Source organism: Rhodococcus sp. 27YEA15 (assembly GCF_049739425.1).
Classification (GTDB): Bacteria; Actinomycetota; Actinomycetes; order Mycobacteriales; family Mycobacteriaceae; genus Rhodococcus_F.
Window position 1 is genome coordinate 2,371,428 of sequence record NZ_JBMHHW010000001.1, and the last position, 15,744, is coordinate 2,387,171.

A 15,744-nucleotide genomic window follows, 5' to 3' on the forward strand; every position below is an offset into this window, starting at 1 on the left:
GCACAGGCGGACGTCACCACCGCAATATCCGACGATCGCCGAGGCGATGCCCGCACTCGGATACCGATCAGGGATGATCGTGGGTAGTGGCATCGCGTCGTGCACAGATGACAAGAAAACGAGGAACTACACATGGCTCGCCTACGAATCCGCACCACCGTCGCCGCGTTGGGAGCGGTGGCATTGCTGGTGACAGGGTGTTCGTCGGGCGAGGACGGTGACAAGCTCATCACCATCGATCCGGCTACCGCCGCACAGTCTCCGGAGACGACCCGCGCCCCGGACGGAACGGTGCATCCACTGACCGGGCGTGTCGATTCCATCACGTTCGATCCGATCACGCGCACCGCGGTGATCGTCGAGGAGAACTCACGAACGCTCACTCTGGTTCCGGCAGACGCACTCTCGTCCGCCGATCCTGCTGCTGCCGGGCGGCAGATACCGCTCGACGGCGACGTCCGTGGCGTGACGATCACCGCCGACGGCACCGCACTGTTGGCCATGGACCAGCAGGTAGTTCGCCTCGACACGGCCACCGGAGAACAGAACCCCCTCTCCGTGGACGGGCGGGCGAACTCCGTTGTCGAGTTACCGGACGGTCGCCTGGCGGTGGGTACGGACGCCGGCAAGATCGAGATCATCGATCCCGGTAGTGACCAGACACACACCATCTCAGGACTCGCATCGGTCGACGAACTGGCTGTGACGGACGGGCATCTGTCCGCGCTCGATCATCGCCAGACATCGCTGACCGCGATCAATCTCGACAGCTACGGCCTCGGTATCGCATTGCGCGCCGGCGAAGGCGCGACGCACCTGACCACCGACCGCTTCGGCCGCGTCTTGATCACCGACACCACCGGCGACGAACTGCTCGTCTTCACCGCCGATCCGCTGCTCATGCATCAGCGATATCCGGTCGGACTGTCGCCGTACGCCATCGCCTACGACGAGACCGCCGACCGGGTCTGGGTGACCTTGACGGCCACCAATGAGGTGGTCGGCTTCGATCTCTCGTCCGGAATCCCCGTCGAGACCGGCCGATTCCGAACTGTGCGGCAGCCGAATTCGCTGGCAGTCGATTCCGAATCAGGCAACCTGATCGTCGGTTCCGGTACCGGCGACGGTCTTCAGATCATTCCGTCGCGGACGAACTGATGGACAAGCGGGCGCGCGGACTACCCGCGCAGTGGGAGACCTCGGACGAGAAGTACGACTACGTGCCGCTACGGTTACCGCCGAACGTCTCACGGGTGACGGCGTCGATGCGTCTGGCGATCTCGGCGGAGTTCGGTGGCTGGGAACTCTCCCGCGTCCGCCTGTACCCCGACGGCAGCCGACGCGTGCTGCTCAAGCGCAAGAAGACGCCGCTACACGTAGCCGATCCGGACGGCATTCAGTACTGAGCATCGTCGCCGACCGTCGGCGCTGTCAGAAATACATCATCGAAAAGCTGGAGAATCGTGTACCAACTGCTGCTGAACCTGATGTTTCGGGTACCTCCGGAGCGCATCCACCACATTGCCTTCACCGCGATGAAATGGGTGACCCGGTTCGCACCTGTTCGTGGGCTGGTCGCCAAGGCCCTCGTCGTCGACGATCCGGTTCTACGCAGTCGGGCGTTCGGGCTGACGTTTCCCGCGCCGCTCGGGTTGGCCGCCGGTTTCGACAAGGACGCGACCGGCGTCGACGTGTGGGGACCGTTGGGCTTCGGGTTCGCCGAGATCGGCACGGTGACCGCTCGAGCTCAGCCCGGTAATCCTCAGCCGCGGCTTTTCCGGCTGCCGGCCGATCGCGCTCTGGTCAATCGGATGGGCTTCAACAACCACGGCGCCGGTCACGCCGCGAATCACCTGCGCCGGCGCCGGGTGAGCGTGCCGATCGGCGCGAACATCGGCAAGACGAAAATCGTCGAGGCCGTCGACGCGCCGGCCGACTACACGGCGAGCGCACGACTACTCGGCCCCCTCGCCGACTTCATGGTTGTCAACGTCAGCTCCCCCAACACTCCGGGCCTGCGAGATCTGCAGGCCGTCGAGTCACTGCGGCCGCTGTTGCAGGCAGTGTTGGACACGGTAGCTGTTCCGGTTCTGGTGAAGATCGCGCCCGACCTTTCCGACGACGACGTCGATGCGGTGGCCGACCTGGCTGTCGAATTGGGGTTGGCCGGCATCGTTGCCACCAACACCACCATTCGTCGCGACGGATTGAAGACGCCGGACGACGAGGTCGCCGCTCTCGGTGCGGGCGGTTTGTCCGGCGCACCGGTGGCCGAACGCTCACTCGAGGTCCTACGGCGCCTCTACGCCCGTGTCGGGGACAAGCTCACCATCATCTCCGTCGGCGGGATCGAGACCGCCGATCAAGCGTGGGAGCGCATTCTCGCGGGTGCCACCCTGGTGCAGGGCTACACCGGTTTCATCTACGGTGGCCCGTTCTGGGCTCGCACCATTCACAAGGGCATCGCCAAGCGTGTGCGCGCTGCCGGATTCTCCTCCATCGCCCAGGCGGTAGGAGCGGAGAACCCCCGCTAGAAAAACTGCTGTGCGCCTTTCTCGACCCTATTCGGTTGGGAAAGGCGCACAGCAGGCGTCGTTAGTTGACCTCGAAGGTACCCGTCAGGGTTGCCCGCGCAATCGCGTGTGAGAAGACGTTGAACCCGAGGAACGCCGGTGACGAATCCGCACCGACGCCGTCCAAGCTCTCCACGTCGAGCGCGTGGACCGCGACGATGTACCGGTGCGGCCCGTGCCCGGCAGGCGGTCCCGCTCCGATGTACCCGAAGCCGCCGCCGTCGTGGCGGAGCGTTACGGTTCCGGAAGGCAGGTCGGAACTGTCGGCTGCTCCCGCACCGGACGGAAGGTCCGTGACCGACACCGGAAGGTTCGCAACCGCCCAATGCCAGAATCCCGAGGCCGTCGGAGCGTCGGGGTCGAACACCGTCACGACAAAACTCTTCGTCTCGGCCGGAAAACCGGACCAGGACAGCTGCGGTGAGACATCTTCACCACCGGGAACCCCGAACGCGCCGCTTGCTTGAGCGAGTTTCAACGGCTGGCCGGCGGTGATGTCGTCGCTGGTCAGATCGAAGCCGGGCAATTTCGGCAATGGTTCGTACGGATCGTGAGCCATGCGAATCCTTTCTGTGACCGAGCCCGAGACACGTCGGACTCTTCGAGAAGTGACGGATCAGGAGTTGAGGAGGAAATGCTCCAGGACCCGTGTTCCGAACTGTAGTGCGTCCACGGGAACGCGCTCGTCGACGCCGTGGAAGAGTGCGCTGAAGTCCAACTCCGGCGGCAGCTGCAACGGCGCGAAACCGAAGCACCGGATGCCGAGTTTCGCGAACGCCTTGGCGTCGGTACCGCCCGAGAGCATGTAGGGGACGGTGCGGGCTTCGGGATCGTGCGCCAGGACCGCGTCGTTCATGGCGTCCACCAGGTGACCGTCGAACGTCGTCTCGTAGGAGTCGAGTTTGGTGATCCACTCGCGGGTAACGTCAGGTCCGATCAGCTGATCGACGGTTCGTTCGAACTCGGCCTGACGGCCCGGGAGTACGCGGCAGTCGAACACCGCCTCGGCGGTCTGCGGGATGACGTTCGCTTTGTAACCGGCCTTGAGCATCGTCGGATTGGCGGTGTCGCGCAGAGTTGCTCCGATGATGTTCGCGATCGAACCGAGCTTTGCCAGAGCCCCGTCGATGTCGGGCGAGGTGGGATCGAAATCGAGGCCGGTTTCCTCGCTCACCGCGGTGAGGAACTCCGCTACCGAGTCCGGGACGACGATGGGGAACTGGTGCGCGCTCAGGCGCGCGACGGCACCGGCCAGCGTTGCGACTGCGTTGTCATCGTGCAGGAACGAACCGTGTCCGGCCCGCCCCTTTGCGGTCAGTCGCATCCAGCCGAGACCCTTTTCCGCGGTCTCGACCAGGTAGAGACGACGGTCGGTGCCGTCGGGGCGCGGTACGGTCAGCGAGAAGCCACCTACCTCTCCCACTGCTTCGGTGACGCCCTCGAAGAGGTCCTTGCGATGTTCGACCAACCATTGGCATCCGTACTTGCCGCCGGCTTCTTCGTCGGCGACGAAAGCGAAGACCAGATCTCGCGGCGGAACTGTGCCCTCGGCCTTGAACTGACGTGCAATCGCCAGGATCATCCCGACCATGTCCTTCATGTCGACAGCGCCGCGCCCCCAGACGTAGCCGTCCTGCACCGTTCCGGCGAAGGGGTGCACGCTCCAGTCGGCGGGCTCGGCCGGTACGACGTCGAGGTGCCCGTGCAACATCAGCGCGCCACGTGACGAATCGGCTCCGCGCAGGCGTGCGAAGACATTTCCACGGCCCGGTGCACCGGATTCGACGTATTCGGTTTCGTATCCGACTTCCTGGAGTTGCGCGGCTACCCATTCGGCGCACTCGCGCTCACCTTTGGTTGTCGCCAGTTCTCCGGTATTCGAGGTGTCGAAGCGAATGAGTGAGCTGACAAGGTCGACAACCTCGGCTTGGGCGCGACTGTTTCCATTGACTATCGGGTTGGTAGACATTCCACTTTCCTACCACTCGAATCGGGAGAACGAAGGATCGAGAGCGCCACGACCTGGCGATTTGGGGCCGGTCGGGTAATCGGATACTCTTTCCCAGCACCGAGAAATCGGGGCCGAGTCCGAGTGGCGGAATGGCAGACGCGCTAGCTTGAGGTGCTAGTGTCCTATTAACGGACGTGGGGGTTCAAGTCCCCCCTCGGACACTCGAATACAGCAAAAAGATCCCAACCTGCATCAGGTTGGGATCTTTTTGCTGTGCGCCTTCATTAACCCCCGGCGGTTGACAAAGGCGCACAGCACTTGCGCCGGCTAGGCGATTTGGGACTTCGTCGCGGCATCGGATACTCTTTCCCAGCACCGAGAAATCGGGGCCGAGTCCGAGTGGCGGAATGGCAGACGCGCTAGCTTGAGGTGCTAGTGTCCTATTAACGGACGTGGGGGTTCAAGTCCCCCCTCGGACACTCTGTGTTGAGACAGACAGGAAAAGCTCCGGTTCATTGAACCGGAGCTTTTCTCGTAACGGCGGCATTCTCACCTACGGGAACTGTTCGCTCACGACGCGATCGAGATGGAACAGAAGTTCGAAGTGACTACACACGCAACTACCGGCGGCGCCACCGATTCAGAATCTGCTCGAGCGGAACTGCCCGGACTGGACCCCACCGAACTCGAAATTTGTCTGAAGGTTCTGCGCGAGGCCGCGGAACTCGACGACGAGCATCCCGATTCGATCACCATGCAGCGTGCGGTCGGTCATCTGTTCAAGCGACTGAAGAAGCGGCGGCGTCTTGCCTCTCGTGCTGCAGTCCAGGAAGCGGATCGCACTGTCGTCGCGGCAACCGCTACCGGATCACCGGACCGAATCGACGACGAGACTGCGGGTATCCTCATCTCGTCGAACACGGCGGGCGCGCTCGCCGGTACGCTCCTCAAGGCCCGCCCCTGTTACATCTGCAAGCAGCGGTACACCGAGGTCGACGCCTTTTACCACCAGCTATGCCCCGAATGCGCCGCCACCAGCCGAGCCAAGCGGGATGCGTCCACGGATCTGACGGGCCGACGAGCCCTGTTGACCGGTGGACGCGCCAAGATCGGCATGTACATCGCGCTGCGGCTGCTGCGTGACGGCGCACATCTGACCATCACGACGCGCTTCCCCAACGACGCGATCCGCCGCTTCAAGGCAATGGAGGACAGCGGCGACTGGATTCACCGCCTTCGCATCGTCGGCATCGATCTGCGTGATCCGGCCCAAGTGGTTGCACTCGCCGATTCGGTCGCGGAGCAGGGTCCGTTGGACATCCTCATCAACAATGCGGCGCAGACGGTTCGGCGCTCCCCCGGGGCGTACGGTTCGTTGGTCGACGCCGAGTCCGGCGCTCTTCCTGCCGGTGAGCTGCCCGAAGTCCTGACGTTCGGCAAGACCAGCGACGCGCATCCCGCCGCGTTGGCCGGATCACTGCCGGACGTGGCTGCGCTGTCCGGCAACCTGTCCGCGGACGCCGTCAGCTCGCTCGCGTTGGTGGCGAAGTCCGCGTCGCCCGAGCGGATCGAGCAGGGCATCGCCATCGACGCCGGTGGGCTTCTCCCGGACCTCGCGCACACGAACAGCTGGGTTCAGACTGTCGAAGAGGTCGATCCGATCGAACTCCTGGAGGTGCAGCTGTGCAATTCGGTGGCACCGTTCATCTTGGTGTCACGGCTGCGCCCGTCGATGGCCTCGGCCGCTGCGCGGCGCAAGTACGTGGTGAACGTGTCAGCGATGGAAGGTCAGTTCAGCCGCGCGTACAAGGGTCCGGGCCATCCGCACACCAATATGGCCAAGGCCGCCTTGAACATGTTGACGCGAACCAGCGCCAAGGAGATGCTCGAGGACGGGATCTTGATGACGGCCGTCGATACCGGCTGGATCACCGATGAGCGCCCGCATTTCACGAAGATGCGTTTGGCGGACGAGGGCTTCCACGCTCCCCTGGATCTGGTCGACGGTGCAGCGCGTGTGTACGACCCGATCATTCAGGGCGAAGCCGGCGTCGACCTGTACGGCTGCTTCCTCAAGGATTACAAGCCCTCACCGTGGTGACCGGCGCAGCCGTTGGGTGACCGGCGCAGCCGTTGGGTGACCGGCGCAGCCGTACGGCAAAACGGCTCAGCCGTAGGGTGATCGGCGGCACGAGCGACTGAAGGTGTGACGACGTCGATGCGATCGGGCGGCCGTGTCCACTGCCGCTTTTCGGGCAGCGGATCTGCATGGCAGGCGATAATGGCATGGACATCCGAGGGCAACAGTGGAGGAATCATGTCGATCGCCGTCGTTCACAAGGACAGCCCGGAAGGCCGTGCCGCGATTGTGCACGGTGCACGGGAATCCGCGAGCCGGGGCGAGAAGTTGTTGATTCTGCATGTTCTCGACGACGTCAATCTCGCGCAGGTCGACGACGGAGCGGCGTTGCGGGGCGAGATCCAGTCCGCGCTCGATGCGGGCGGCTTCACGGAGCATTCGTGGGAGTTGCGTACCACCGAGCACGAGGGTGACCCGGTGACGGCGCTGGTCGATCTCGTGCACGGCAGCGGGACGACGTTACTGGTTGTCGGTACACGCAGAATGTCCGCGATCGGCAAGTTCCTTCTGGAGCGGCCTCTGCAACGCCTGCTCCTCGAGGTCGAGGTCCCCATCTTGGTGGTCAAAGACGAGCTACCACCGGAGTGAACCGAATCACATGACTTCCGGAGCATGTTTGTAGGGTGGTTTCATGACTGAAACCTCGGCAGGCCGTGAACTCGACATCATCGTGTACGGAGCGACGGGATTCGTCGGCGCGTTACTCGCGAAGTATCTGGTCGAACATGCGCCGACGGACACGAAGATCGCTCTGGCCGGCCGTTCGCTCGAGAAGTTGGCCACGGCGAGGGCCTCGCTCGGTTCCGCCGCCGCCGGTTACCCCTTGATCGTGGCCGATGCCGACGACGGGCCAGCGCTGAAAGCCCTCGCCGAACGTACCCGTGTTGTCGCGACGACAGTGGGCCCGTACGCCAAGTACGGGCATGCGATCACCCGGGCGTGCGCCACCGCCGGTACCCACTACGTCGATCTGACGGGCGAGGTGTTGTTCCATCGTGAGAGCATCGACGCGAACCATGACGTGGCCGTGTCGACCGGTGCCCGCATCGTTCACTCGTGCGGTTTCGATTCGGTCCCTTCCGATCTGGGAGTTCACGTCCTCCACGAACTGGTGCAGGCCGACGGCGCCGGAGAGTTGACCGACACCACGTTGGTCGTCACGGCGCTCAGTGGTGGGGTGAGCGGCGGCACGATCGATTCGCTGCGCAATCAGATCGACGTGTCGAAAGATGATGCGCGGCTTCGTAAACTGGCGGCATCGCCGTATTCGCTCAGTCCTGACCGTGAGCGGGAACCAGATCTGGGTCGCCAGAGCGACGTGTCGATCGTCGACGGCCGAAAGATCGATCGCACGCTCGGGGGCTGGAAGGCGCCGTTCGTCATGGCGTCGTACAACACTCGCGTCGTACGCCGCAGTAACGCTTTGCGTCAGTGGGCGTACGGCACGAACTTCAGGTACAGCGAGGTGATGAGTGTGGGATCGTCGGTGCTTTCGCCGGTGATCGCGGGCGGTGTGGCCGTCGGTCTCGGCGCCCTGCTCGGCGGTCTGGCACTTCCCCCCACGCGATTCGTCCTCGACAGGATATTGCCCTCACCTGGACAGGGGCCGAGCGAAAAAACGCAGCGGAACGGTCATTTCACGATGGACCTGTTCACCGTCACGACGACCGGTGCCCGCTACACGTCGAGAGTGAAAGCGAAAGGTGATCCCGGGTACCGGGCGACGGCTGTGATGCTCGGCGAGTCGGCCTTGGGTCTGGTGGCGGACGAGAAGGAACTACCGCAAACCGCAGGTGTTCTGACGCCCGCGACGGCGCTCGGGGACGTGCTGGTTCGACGTCTGCGTGCGGCCGGTTTCGAGATCGCAGCTCGAAAACTCTGACCGCGCCTCGGCGCGGAGACCGCGGGGCCCAGTGCCGTCAGGTCTCGGGGCGACGACACGATCGGTTCGACGGACTCGCCGCTACCCCCGTCTTCACGGAAAGGACCGTGAAGAGGTCGCAGATCTCGTCGTGGGCTGCTGCATACGGACGCGTGTCGAGTTCGACGGGCGTCGCAGTTACGAGGCCGTTTCGGGATGCCGATCCGAACGCTCACTAGACTGCAGGAGAACCAACGCGACTTTCGAACGACAGGGCAGCATACGTGGGCGAGCATCGAGGTAGATCGGGTGTCAGAGGTATCAGCAAAGGCCCGATCCTCGTACTCGTTCTCGTGGCACTGATCGTCGGCGGGCTCGTCGGGTGGCGCTCCCTTGCCGACCGCATCAGCGATCAGGGCAAGCAGGCAGCGGGAACATGTGTGGAGGGCGAGCGGACCGTCGACGTGACTGTCGATCCGTCGATCGCCGCTCAGGTGGACGAACTGGGCAAACGCTACACCCAGACCGCCCCGGTGGTCCGTGATCACTGCATCTCGATCTCCGTGCACGCGCAGCCGAGCGCCGCGATCGCGACAGCACTCGGCGACGCGCCGACGCCGTGGGACGACGCGACGCTCGGCCCACGGCCCGCTCTGTGGATTGCGACGAGTTCGTTCGAATTGGCGCCCCTGGTCGGCAAGTCCGTGATCGACGGCGATCCGCGGTCGCTGGCGAATTCTCCGATCGTGCTGGCCGTCGGCCCGGCGACGGCCGCCGAGTTGACGACATCGAACGCGGGCTGGGCGTCGCTGCCGCCCCAACTCACCGTCGCGCTGCCGGCGGGGAGCACCCAGACCGTGATGGCCACTCAGGCGATCGCCGCCGGCGCCGGCGGCGCAGGTGCCGGACCGGTGACGCCCGAACAAGCCGCGTCCAGTGAAGTACGTTCGGTGTTGAACACCCTCGCCCTGCGCTTTCAGACGCTACCCATGCCACCGGCCACGACAGCCGATGCACTGGCAGCCTTGAGCACCGGTGCGCCCGATTCCGAAACTGCCGTTCCCGCGACCGAACAGTCGATAGCGCAATCGGCGAATGCGGCCATCACCTCGTTCGCCCCGGCCGGCGCAACGCCGGTCGCCGATTATCCCGGAGTGATCGTCGCGGGCGAGAGCATCGACGAGACGGCGTCGCGGGCAGCAGCACAGTTCGTCGACTTCATGCGCGATCCGAACCAGTCCTCGCTGTTCGTCGGTGCCGGCTTCCGGGTCGACGGGCAGAATCCCCCTGATCTCGGTGCGCTGACACCGGTGACCGTCACCACTCCCCTCTCGGCTGCCGGCGCGGAGACGGCGGCAGCGCTGAACGAGACGGTGGCACATCCGGTTCCGGTACGCAGCGCCACGATCGTCGTGGACAGCTCTACGACGATGGGCACCGACGACGGTGGCAGCACACGTCTGAAGAACGTCGCGGCCGCACTGTCGGCACGTCTGGAGGCTCTGCCCGATGCCACGGTCGTCACGGTTAGACGGTTCGGCGGTGGGAACGCCGACGGCGAGGTTGTCGTGCCGACCGGGCCGCTGTCGGAACCGCAGCGACGCGCCGAGGTCTCCAGCGCACTCGGTGAGCTGGAACCTGCGGGTAAGGACGTGAAGTATCCGGCGCTGGCGGCGGCGTACACCGCGGCGGTGGCAGGCTTCGCCCCCACCCACGCCAATTCTGTAGTTCTGATCACCTCGAGTCAGGTCGACGAGTCGACCATGACCAAGGTGGAGCTACTCAAGGCGATGTCGGCTACGACCGATCCGACTCGGCCGGTGCGGATCGACGTGCTGGTGGTCGGACCGGAGTCCGATGTCACCACCCTTCGTGAGATAACCCAACAGACAGGCGGAACTCTGGTGCACGTGGATTCGACCACCGGTCCGGCATTGCCGGATGCGATCGCGGAGTTGATGCCCTGATGTGGCGTTTTGTCGTTCTCGTGATCTTTGCGGCCCTGATGACGTGGTTCCTGCACCGTCGGCTCGTGCGCGCAACCGGTATGCCGAAGCGATGGGCACGAATTGTCGACACGTTGCTCGTCCTGCTGGCGGTGACCATCGCCATCGGGGTGGGCAGTGGAGAAGTGTTCGCGACGTCGTGGGCGCGCCCGGTCGGCTTCGTCGGCTGGGTGTGGTTGGCGTCGTGGCTGTACCTGATTCCCGGACTACTCGTGGTCGGGCTGTTCGCCGGTATCTACAAGCTACGTAACCGGCGCACCCCGCCCACCGGTACCCCGCCCACCACTGCGCCCGATCCAGCCAAGCGTCGGACATTGCAGTTGGCGACGGCGGCAGTCACCGTCGCAGCGCTGGGAACCGTCGGGTACGGCGTGCACGAGGCGTCGGGGCCTAAGGTGTCCCGAGTGCGGGTGCCGCTGCCCCGACTACCCGAGGAGTTCGACGGCTACCGCATTGCACTGGTGTCGGATCTGCATGTCGGTCCGGCCCGCGGCATCTCCTTCACACGCAAGGTGGTCGACATCGTGAACTCCCAGGACGCCGATCTCGTTGCGATCGCAGGCGATCTGGTGGACGGCACCGTGGCGAAGGTGTCGCCGGATCTGGGTCCGCTCGCCGATCTACGTTCGAGAGACGGCATTTTCGGAGTCAGCGGCAATCACGAGTTCTACGCGGACGACGGTGGTCGGTGGCTGGACGTGTGGGATTCCTTGGGCATCACGACACTTCGTAACAGCCGCGCATCGATCGAGAGAGGTGGCGCGTCCATCGACGTCGTCGGAATCCACGACTACTCGTCGCCGGCTCCGTACGAACCCGACCTCGCGGCGGCTTTGGCCGGACGCGACCGCGACACCTTCGCGCTCCTGCTGGCCCATGAACCACGGCAGGCCGAGCAAGCTTCGGACATGGGGATCGATCTTCAGCTGTCCGGCCACACACACGGCGGTCAGATGTGGCCGCTGCGCTATCTTGTTCCGCTGCAACAGCCGTCGGTGCAGGGTCTCGACAAGATCGGGAACACGGTGCTCTACACCACCCGTGGCGCCGGCGCCTGGGGGCCACCGGTGCGGGTGGGCGCACCGCCGGAGATCACCGTTCTCGAACTCGTTCGCGAGAACTGACGACCTCCGGCGGCCGAGCGGCCTAGTTGCCAGCGAACGCCTCGATCGGGGGGCACGAGCAGACGAGGTTACGGTCGCCGTGCGCTCCGTCGATACGGCGCACGGACGGCCACACCTTCGGACGTGCCTTACCGCGCGGGAAGACGGCGATCTCGCGCGAGTACGGATGATCCCAGTCCGCCACGATGCTGCCCGCCGTGTGCGGCGCTCCGCGCAGCGGGTTGTCCTCGACACTCCACTCGCCGCTGCCGACGCGATCTATCTCGCCGCGGATCGCGATCATCGCCTCGCAGAATTCGTCGATCTCCTCGAGATTCTCGCTCTCGGTGGGCTCGACCATCAGGGTACCGACCACCGGGAAGCTCATCGTCGGCGCGTGGAAACCGTAGTCGGCCAGGCGCTTTGCGACGTCGTCCACGGTGACACCGGTTGTCTTGGTGAGTCCACGCAAGTCGAGGATGCACTCGTGCGCGACCATGCCGTTCTCGCCGGTGTACAACACCGGGAAGTACTCGTCGAGGCGGCGGGCTATGTAGTTGGCGGACGCGATGGCGGTCAGGCTGGCGCGGCGCAGGCCGGCTGCCCCCATCATGCGGATATAGGTCCAGGTGATGGGCAGAATCGAGGCGCTGCCGTACGGTGCGGCGGCAATCGCACCGGAGCCGCCGAGTCCGGGCACCATCGGATGTCCGGGCAGGAACGGCGCCAGGTGGGAGCGGACTCCGATCGGTCCGACGCCGGGGCCGCCGCCGCCGTGCGGGATGCAGAAGGTCTTGTGCAGGTTCAAGTGGCTGACGTCACCACCGAATCGTCCGGGACGGGCCAGACCGACGAGCGCATTGAGGTTCGCGCCGTCGACGTACACCTGGCCACCGGCGTCGTGCACGGCAGCGCAGATGTCGGCGATCTCGTGCTCGTACACACCGTGCGTGGACGGGTAGGTGATCATGATCGCGGCCAGCCGCTGCGCGTGATCGGCGATCTTCGCCCGCAGGTCGTCGACGTCGACGTCGCCGTTCGGGCGGCACGCGACTACCTCGACGCGCATTCCGGCCATGACGGCGGACGCCGCGTTGGTGCCGTGTGCACTCGAGGGAATCAGGCAGGTGTCGCGGTGATCGTCGCCGCGACTGAGGTGATAGTTACGGATCGCGAGCAGTCCCGCATACTCCCCCTGGCTACCGGCGTTCGGTTGCAGGCTGACGTTGTCGTAACCGGTGACGGCGACGAGCCAGTCCTCGAGGTCTTCGACGATCTGCAGCAGTCCCGGTGCGTCGACGGTCGGTGCGAACGGGTGGATGGCGTTGAACGCGGGCCAGGTGATCGATTCCATCTCCGCGGTGGCGTTGAGTTTCATGGTGCATGATCCGAGCGGGATCATGCTGCGATCGAGCGCGATGTCCTTGTCGGACAACGCACGCAGGTAACGCAGCATCGCCGTTTCCGTACGGTAACGGGTGAAGGCTTCGTGCTGTAGGTAGTCCGAGGTGCGCTTCTGCGACTCCGGAATCGAGTTGTCACGAGACTGAACGGCAACCACGGCATCGTCGGCGCCGAAGGCTTCGAGTACCGCGAGGACGTGCTCGGGGGTAGTTGCCTCGTCGCAGGCGACACCGACGTGATCGGCGTCTACCAGACGCACGTTGATACCGGATTCCTTCGCGGCGACAACGACGTCGGCGGCTGTGCCCGGTACCTCGGCGAGCACGGTGTCGAAGAACGAGTCGTGCACGACGGTGACGCCCGCGGCCCGCAGACCGTCGGCGAGCGCGTGAGCGCGCGCCGCGACGCGCTCGGCGATGGCCTTGAGCCCCTCGGCGCCGTGATAGCTGGCGTACATCGCCGCAAGTACGGCGAGCAGCACCTGTGCGGTACAGATGTTGGACGTCGCCTTTTCCCGGCGAATGTGTTGTTCTCGGGTCTGCAGTGCCAATCGGTATGCCCTGTCGCCGTCAGCGTCGACGGACACGCCGACGAGGCGTCCGGGCAGCTGCCGTGCATGCTTGGAGTGCACGGCGAGGTACCCCGCGTGTGGCCCACCGAATCCCATCGGAACACCGAAACGCTGGGTGGTGCCGAAGCAGGCATCGGCACCGAGTTCACCGGGCGAGGTGATGAGCGTCATCGCGAGGAGATCGGCTCCGACGGCCACCAGGGCGCCGCGTTCGTGGGCCTCGGCAATGACGGCCGTGTAGTCGAGGATGCGTCCGGATGCCCCGGGGATCTGGGCGATCACGCCGAAGAAGTCGCCCGCGGGCAGTCCGAGCGCGAGATCGGCTTCGACGATCTCGATACCCAGCGGTTCGGCGCGTGTCTCGATCACCGCGCGGGTCTGCGGGTACAGATCGACATCGACGACGAATCGAGGGGACTTGCTGCGGCTTGCGCGGCGTAGCAGTGTCATCGCTTCGGCGGCGGCGGTGGCTTCGTCGAGCATGGACGAGTTCGCCAGTTCCATGCCGGACAGATCCGCGACCATGGTCTGGAAGTTGAGGAGCGCTTCGAGACGGCCTTGGCTGATTTCGGGTTGGTACGGGGTGTACGCGGTGTACCAGGCCGGATTCTCGACGATGTTGCGCAGCAGGACCGGCGGCGTCAGTGTGTCGTAGTAGCCCAGACCGATCATCGACGTGGCGACGGTGTTTCGCGCGGCCAGCGCGGTCAGTTCGGCGAGCGCTTCGTGCTCTCCGACCGGGAGCGGAAGGGCATCGAGCCCTTCGGCGATACCGCCGGGTGCTGCGTCCAGAATGACGGAGGGTACTGCCTTCTCCGCTAGATCGTCGAGCGATTCGACTCCGATCACGTGGAGGATGCGCGCGAGTTCCGCGGCGTTCGGACCGACATGACGGTCGGCAAATATACGGCTTGCAGCGTCGATCACGACAACTCCCGGAGCGTTCGGAGGATCAGGACACACACCTGTTTCTCGGTGTGTTCCTCCCCCTCTGTCGCCTGCTCGACATACGAGCGCCTGAGAGATTCGGTGGGGACGGGTCGAGTTCGGGACCTTCAGAGGAACCGCGTCGTCGAATGCGTCACTACCTTTCCCCTTGGGCGGGTGGGTTGTCCCACCGCTTTCCAGAGGCGTCGGAGCCCGTACGGTCCTGGTTGCCTGAGAGATTGACGGGGAGGTATTGCTCCTTCGGCGCCCGAACATCGTTCACGATCAACTGTGACGAAGAATTCGAGGCTCTCCCGTACGCCGGCGACGCGGGTTCGAGTCTAGTCGACTGCGCCACTCGACCGCATCACGGCATCGACTTGCCCGATGTGATGTCGGCTATCCCGTTTTGCGGTTGGTTCGGTTCCTCCGGCGCGAGGCCAACTCGTCCTCCGGGTTCGGATTCGAATCGCCGCCGTCGGCGCGTTCGGCCGGGAAGTCGGCGATGGTGCCGGTCAGTTCACGCATTGCGCCACTGACTGCGATACCGAAGACGCCCTGCCCACCTTGAAGGAGATCGACTACTTCTTCCGGGGACGTGCATTCGTACACCGTGGTCCCGTCCGAGAAGAGGGTGATGTTGGCGAGGTCTCGCACTCCCCGATTTCGGAGGTGATCGACGGCAACCCGAATGTTCTGCAGGGATATTCCGGTATCGAGCAGACGTTTGACGATCTTCAGGACAAGCATGTCCTTGAACGAGTACAGACGTTGGCTGCCTGATCCTGCTGCCCCACGGATGGACGGGACCACCAGTGACGTCCGTGCCCAGTAGTCGAGTTGACGGTAGGTGATACCCGCTATCTGACAGGCGATCGGAACGCGATATCCGACCAGCTCGTCGGGAATGGAATCGTCCGGAAACAGTCCGGGTTGCAGCTCTTCCGACGTCAGTTGGGAATCAGAGTACGAGTCAACGGTTGACCTCACGTTGTCTTCGCTCGACCGAAAATCCACTGCCGTCTCCCTATCGCTTTGCCAAAACGTAACCACTCTGCGGCAGTCAACGCGAATCTGCAGCGGGTAATTCCGTCAATGGACTAACTCAGAGTACGCCTCGCAGTACTGAGCGAGAAGGCCTCTACCGAACGTTACGGTAGGACTGCACCGGGTCCCGGTCAACGCAACACGCCGTTGTCGAGGCCACC

The 15,744-nt window shown here is 64.5% G+C and carries 12 protein-coding genes, 2 tRNA genes and 1 riboswitch; of the genes, 10 read left to right on the top strand and 4 right to left on the bottom strand.

Annotation, left to right across the window (positions count from 1 at the left end; all coding sequences use genetic code 11):
• Positions 1 to 132 precede the first annotated feature (132 nt).
• From ABH922_RS10880 to ABH922_RS10890, 3 genes are read left to right on the top strand one after another with little or no spacing between them, the layout of a single operon-like run.
• On the top strand, positions 133 to 1,158 hold the full coding sequence (locus tag ABH922_RS10880; RefSeq protein ID WP_424806937.1) for a hypothetical protein: 1,026 nt from the start codon (positions 133 to 135) through the stop codon (positions 1,156 to 1,158).
• Entirely contained in the window at positions 1,158 to 1,406 is a 249-nt protein-coding gene (locus ABH922_RS10885) for a DUF5703 family protein (RefSeq protein ID WP_424806938.1), read from the top strand. Before ABH922_RS10880 ends, ABH922_RS10885 begins: the two co-directional genes overlap by 1 nt.
• Before the next feature lie 57 nt (positions 1,407 to 1,463).
• Positions 1,464 to 2,534, top strand: coding sequence for a quinone-dependent dihydroorotate dehydrogenase (locus ABH922_RS10890; RefSeq protein WP_424806939.1), 1,071 nt, complete (start codon positions 1,464 to 1,466; stop codon positions 2,532 to 2,534).
• A 61-nt stretch (positions 2,535 to 2,595) separates the two neighbouring features.
• Here ABH922_RS10890 and ABH922_RS10895 read toward each other — a convergent pair whose 3' ends face one another.
• Both ABH922_RS10895 and ABH922_RS10900 read right to left on the bottom strand, forming a co-directional pair.
• Positions 2,596 to 3,132, bottom strand: a complete 537-nt coding sequence (locus ABH922_RS10895) for a YbhB/YbcL family Raf kinase inhibitor-like protein (RefSeq protein ID WP_424806940.1) — start codon at positions 3,130 to 3,132, stop codon at positions 2,596 to 2,598.
• 57 nt (positions 3,133 to 3,189) lie between these two features.
• Positions 3,190 to 4,542: a M20/M25/M40 family metallo-hydrolase gene (locus tag ABH922_RS10900; protein WP_424806941.1), complete on the bottom strand. Its 1,353-nt coding sequence runs from the start codon at positions 4,540 to 4,542 to the stop codon at positions 3,190 to 3,192.
• Between the two features lie 117 nt (positions 4,543 to 4,659).
• On the opposite strand from ABH922_RS10900, the gene ABH922_RS10905 reads away from it, so the two are divergent.
• From ABH922_RS10905 to ABH922_RS10935, 7 genes are all read left to right on the top strand, one after another.
• Positions 4,660 to 4,745, top strand: a tRNA-Leu gene (locus ABH922_RS10905).
• 172 nt (positions 4,746 to 4,917) lie between these two features.
• Positions 4,918 to 5,003: transfer RNA gene (locus ABH922_RS10910), tRNA-Leu, on the top strand.
• A gap of 107 nt (positions 5,004 to 5,110) precedes the next feature.
• Positions 5,111 to 6,625 carry an SDR family NAD(P)-dependent oxidoreductase gene (locus ABH922_RS10915; protein ID WP_424806942.1) on the top strand — a complete coding sequence of 505 codons (1,515 nt, stop codon included), beginning with the start codon at positions 5,111 to 5,113 and terminating at the stop codon, positions 6,623 to 6,625.
• 216 nt (positions 6,626 to 6,841) lie between these two features.
• The gene (locus ABH922_RS10920) at positions 6,842 to 7,252 is read left to right on the top strand and encodes a universal stress protein (protein WP_424806943.1); all 411 of its coding nucleotides are present in this window, start codon (positions 6,842 to 6,844) and stop codon (positions 7,250 to 7,252) included.
• 43 nt (positions 7,253 to 7,295) lie between these two features.
• On the top strand, positions 7,296 to 8,546 hold the full coding sequence (locus ABH922_RS10925) for a saccharopine dehydrogenase family protein (RefSeq protein WP_424806944.1): 1,251 nt from the start codon (positions 7,296 to 7,298) through the stop codon (positions 8,544 to 8,546).
• A gap of 263 nt (positions 8,547 to 8,809) precedes the next feature.
• Entirely contained in the window at positions 8,810 to 10,492 is a 1,683-nt protein-coding gene (locus tag ABH922_RS10930) for a hypothetical protein (protein WP_424806945.1), read from the top strand.
• Complete coding sequence (locus ABH922_RS10935) at positions 10,492 to 11,655, top strand: metallophosphoesterase (RefSeq protein WP_424806946.1); 1,164 nt, start codon at positions 10,492 to 10,494, stop codon at positions 11,653 to 11,655. Before ABH922_RS10930 ends, ABH922_RS10935 begins: the two co-directional genes overlap by 1 nt.
• Positions 11,656 to 11,677: 22 nt before the next feature.
• Here ABH922_RS10935 and gcvP read toward each other — a convergent pair whose 3' ends face one another.
• Both gcvP and ABH922_RS10945 read right to left on the bottom strand, forming a co-directional pair.
• A complete protein-coding gene (gene gcvP / locus ABH922_RS10940; protein WP_424806947.1) occupies positions 11,678 to 14,536 on the bottom strand; it encodes an aminomethyl-transferring glycine dehydrogenase in 2,859 nt (952 codons plus the stop codon).
• A gap of 208 nt (positions 14,537 to 14,744) precedes the next feature.
• A riboswitch (glycine riboswitch) is annotated at positions 14,745 to 14,863 on the bottom strand.
• A gap of 72 nt (positions 14,864 to 14,935) precedes the next feature.
• Positions 14,936 to 15,526 carry a MerR family transcriptional regulator gene (locus ABH922_RS10945; RefSeq protein WP_424806948.1) on the bottom strand — a complete coding sequence of 197 codons (591 nt, stop codon included), beginning with the start codon at positions 15,524 to 15,526 and terminating at the stop codon, positions 14,936 to 14,938.
• Positions 15,527 to 15,744: the final 218 nt, after the last annotated feature.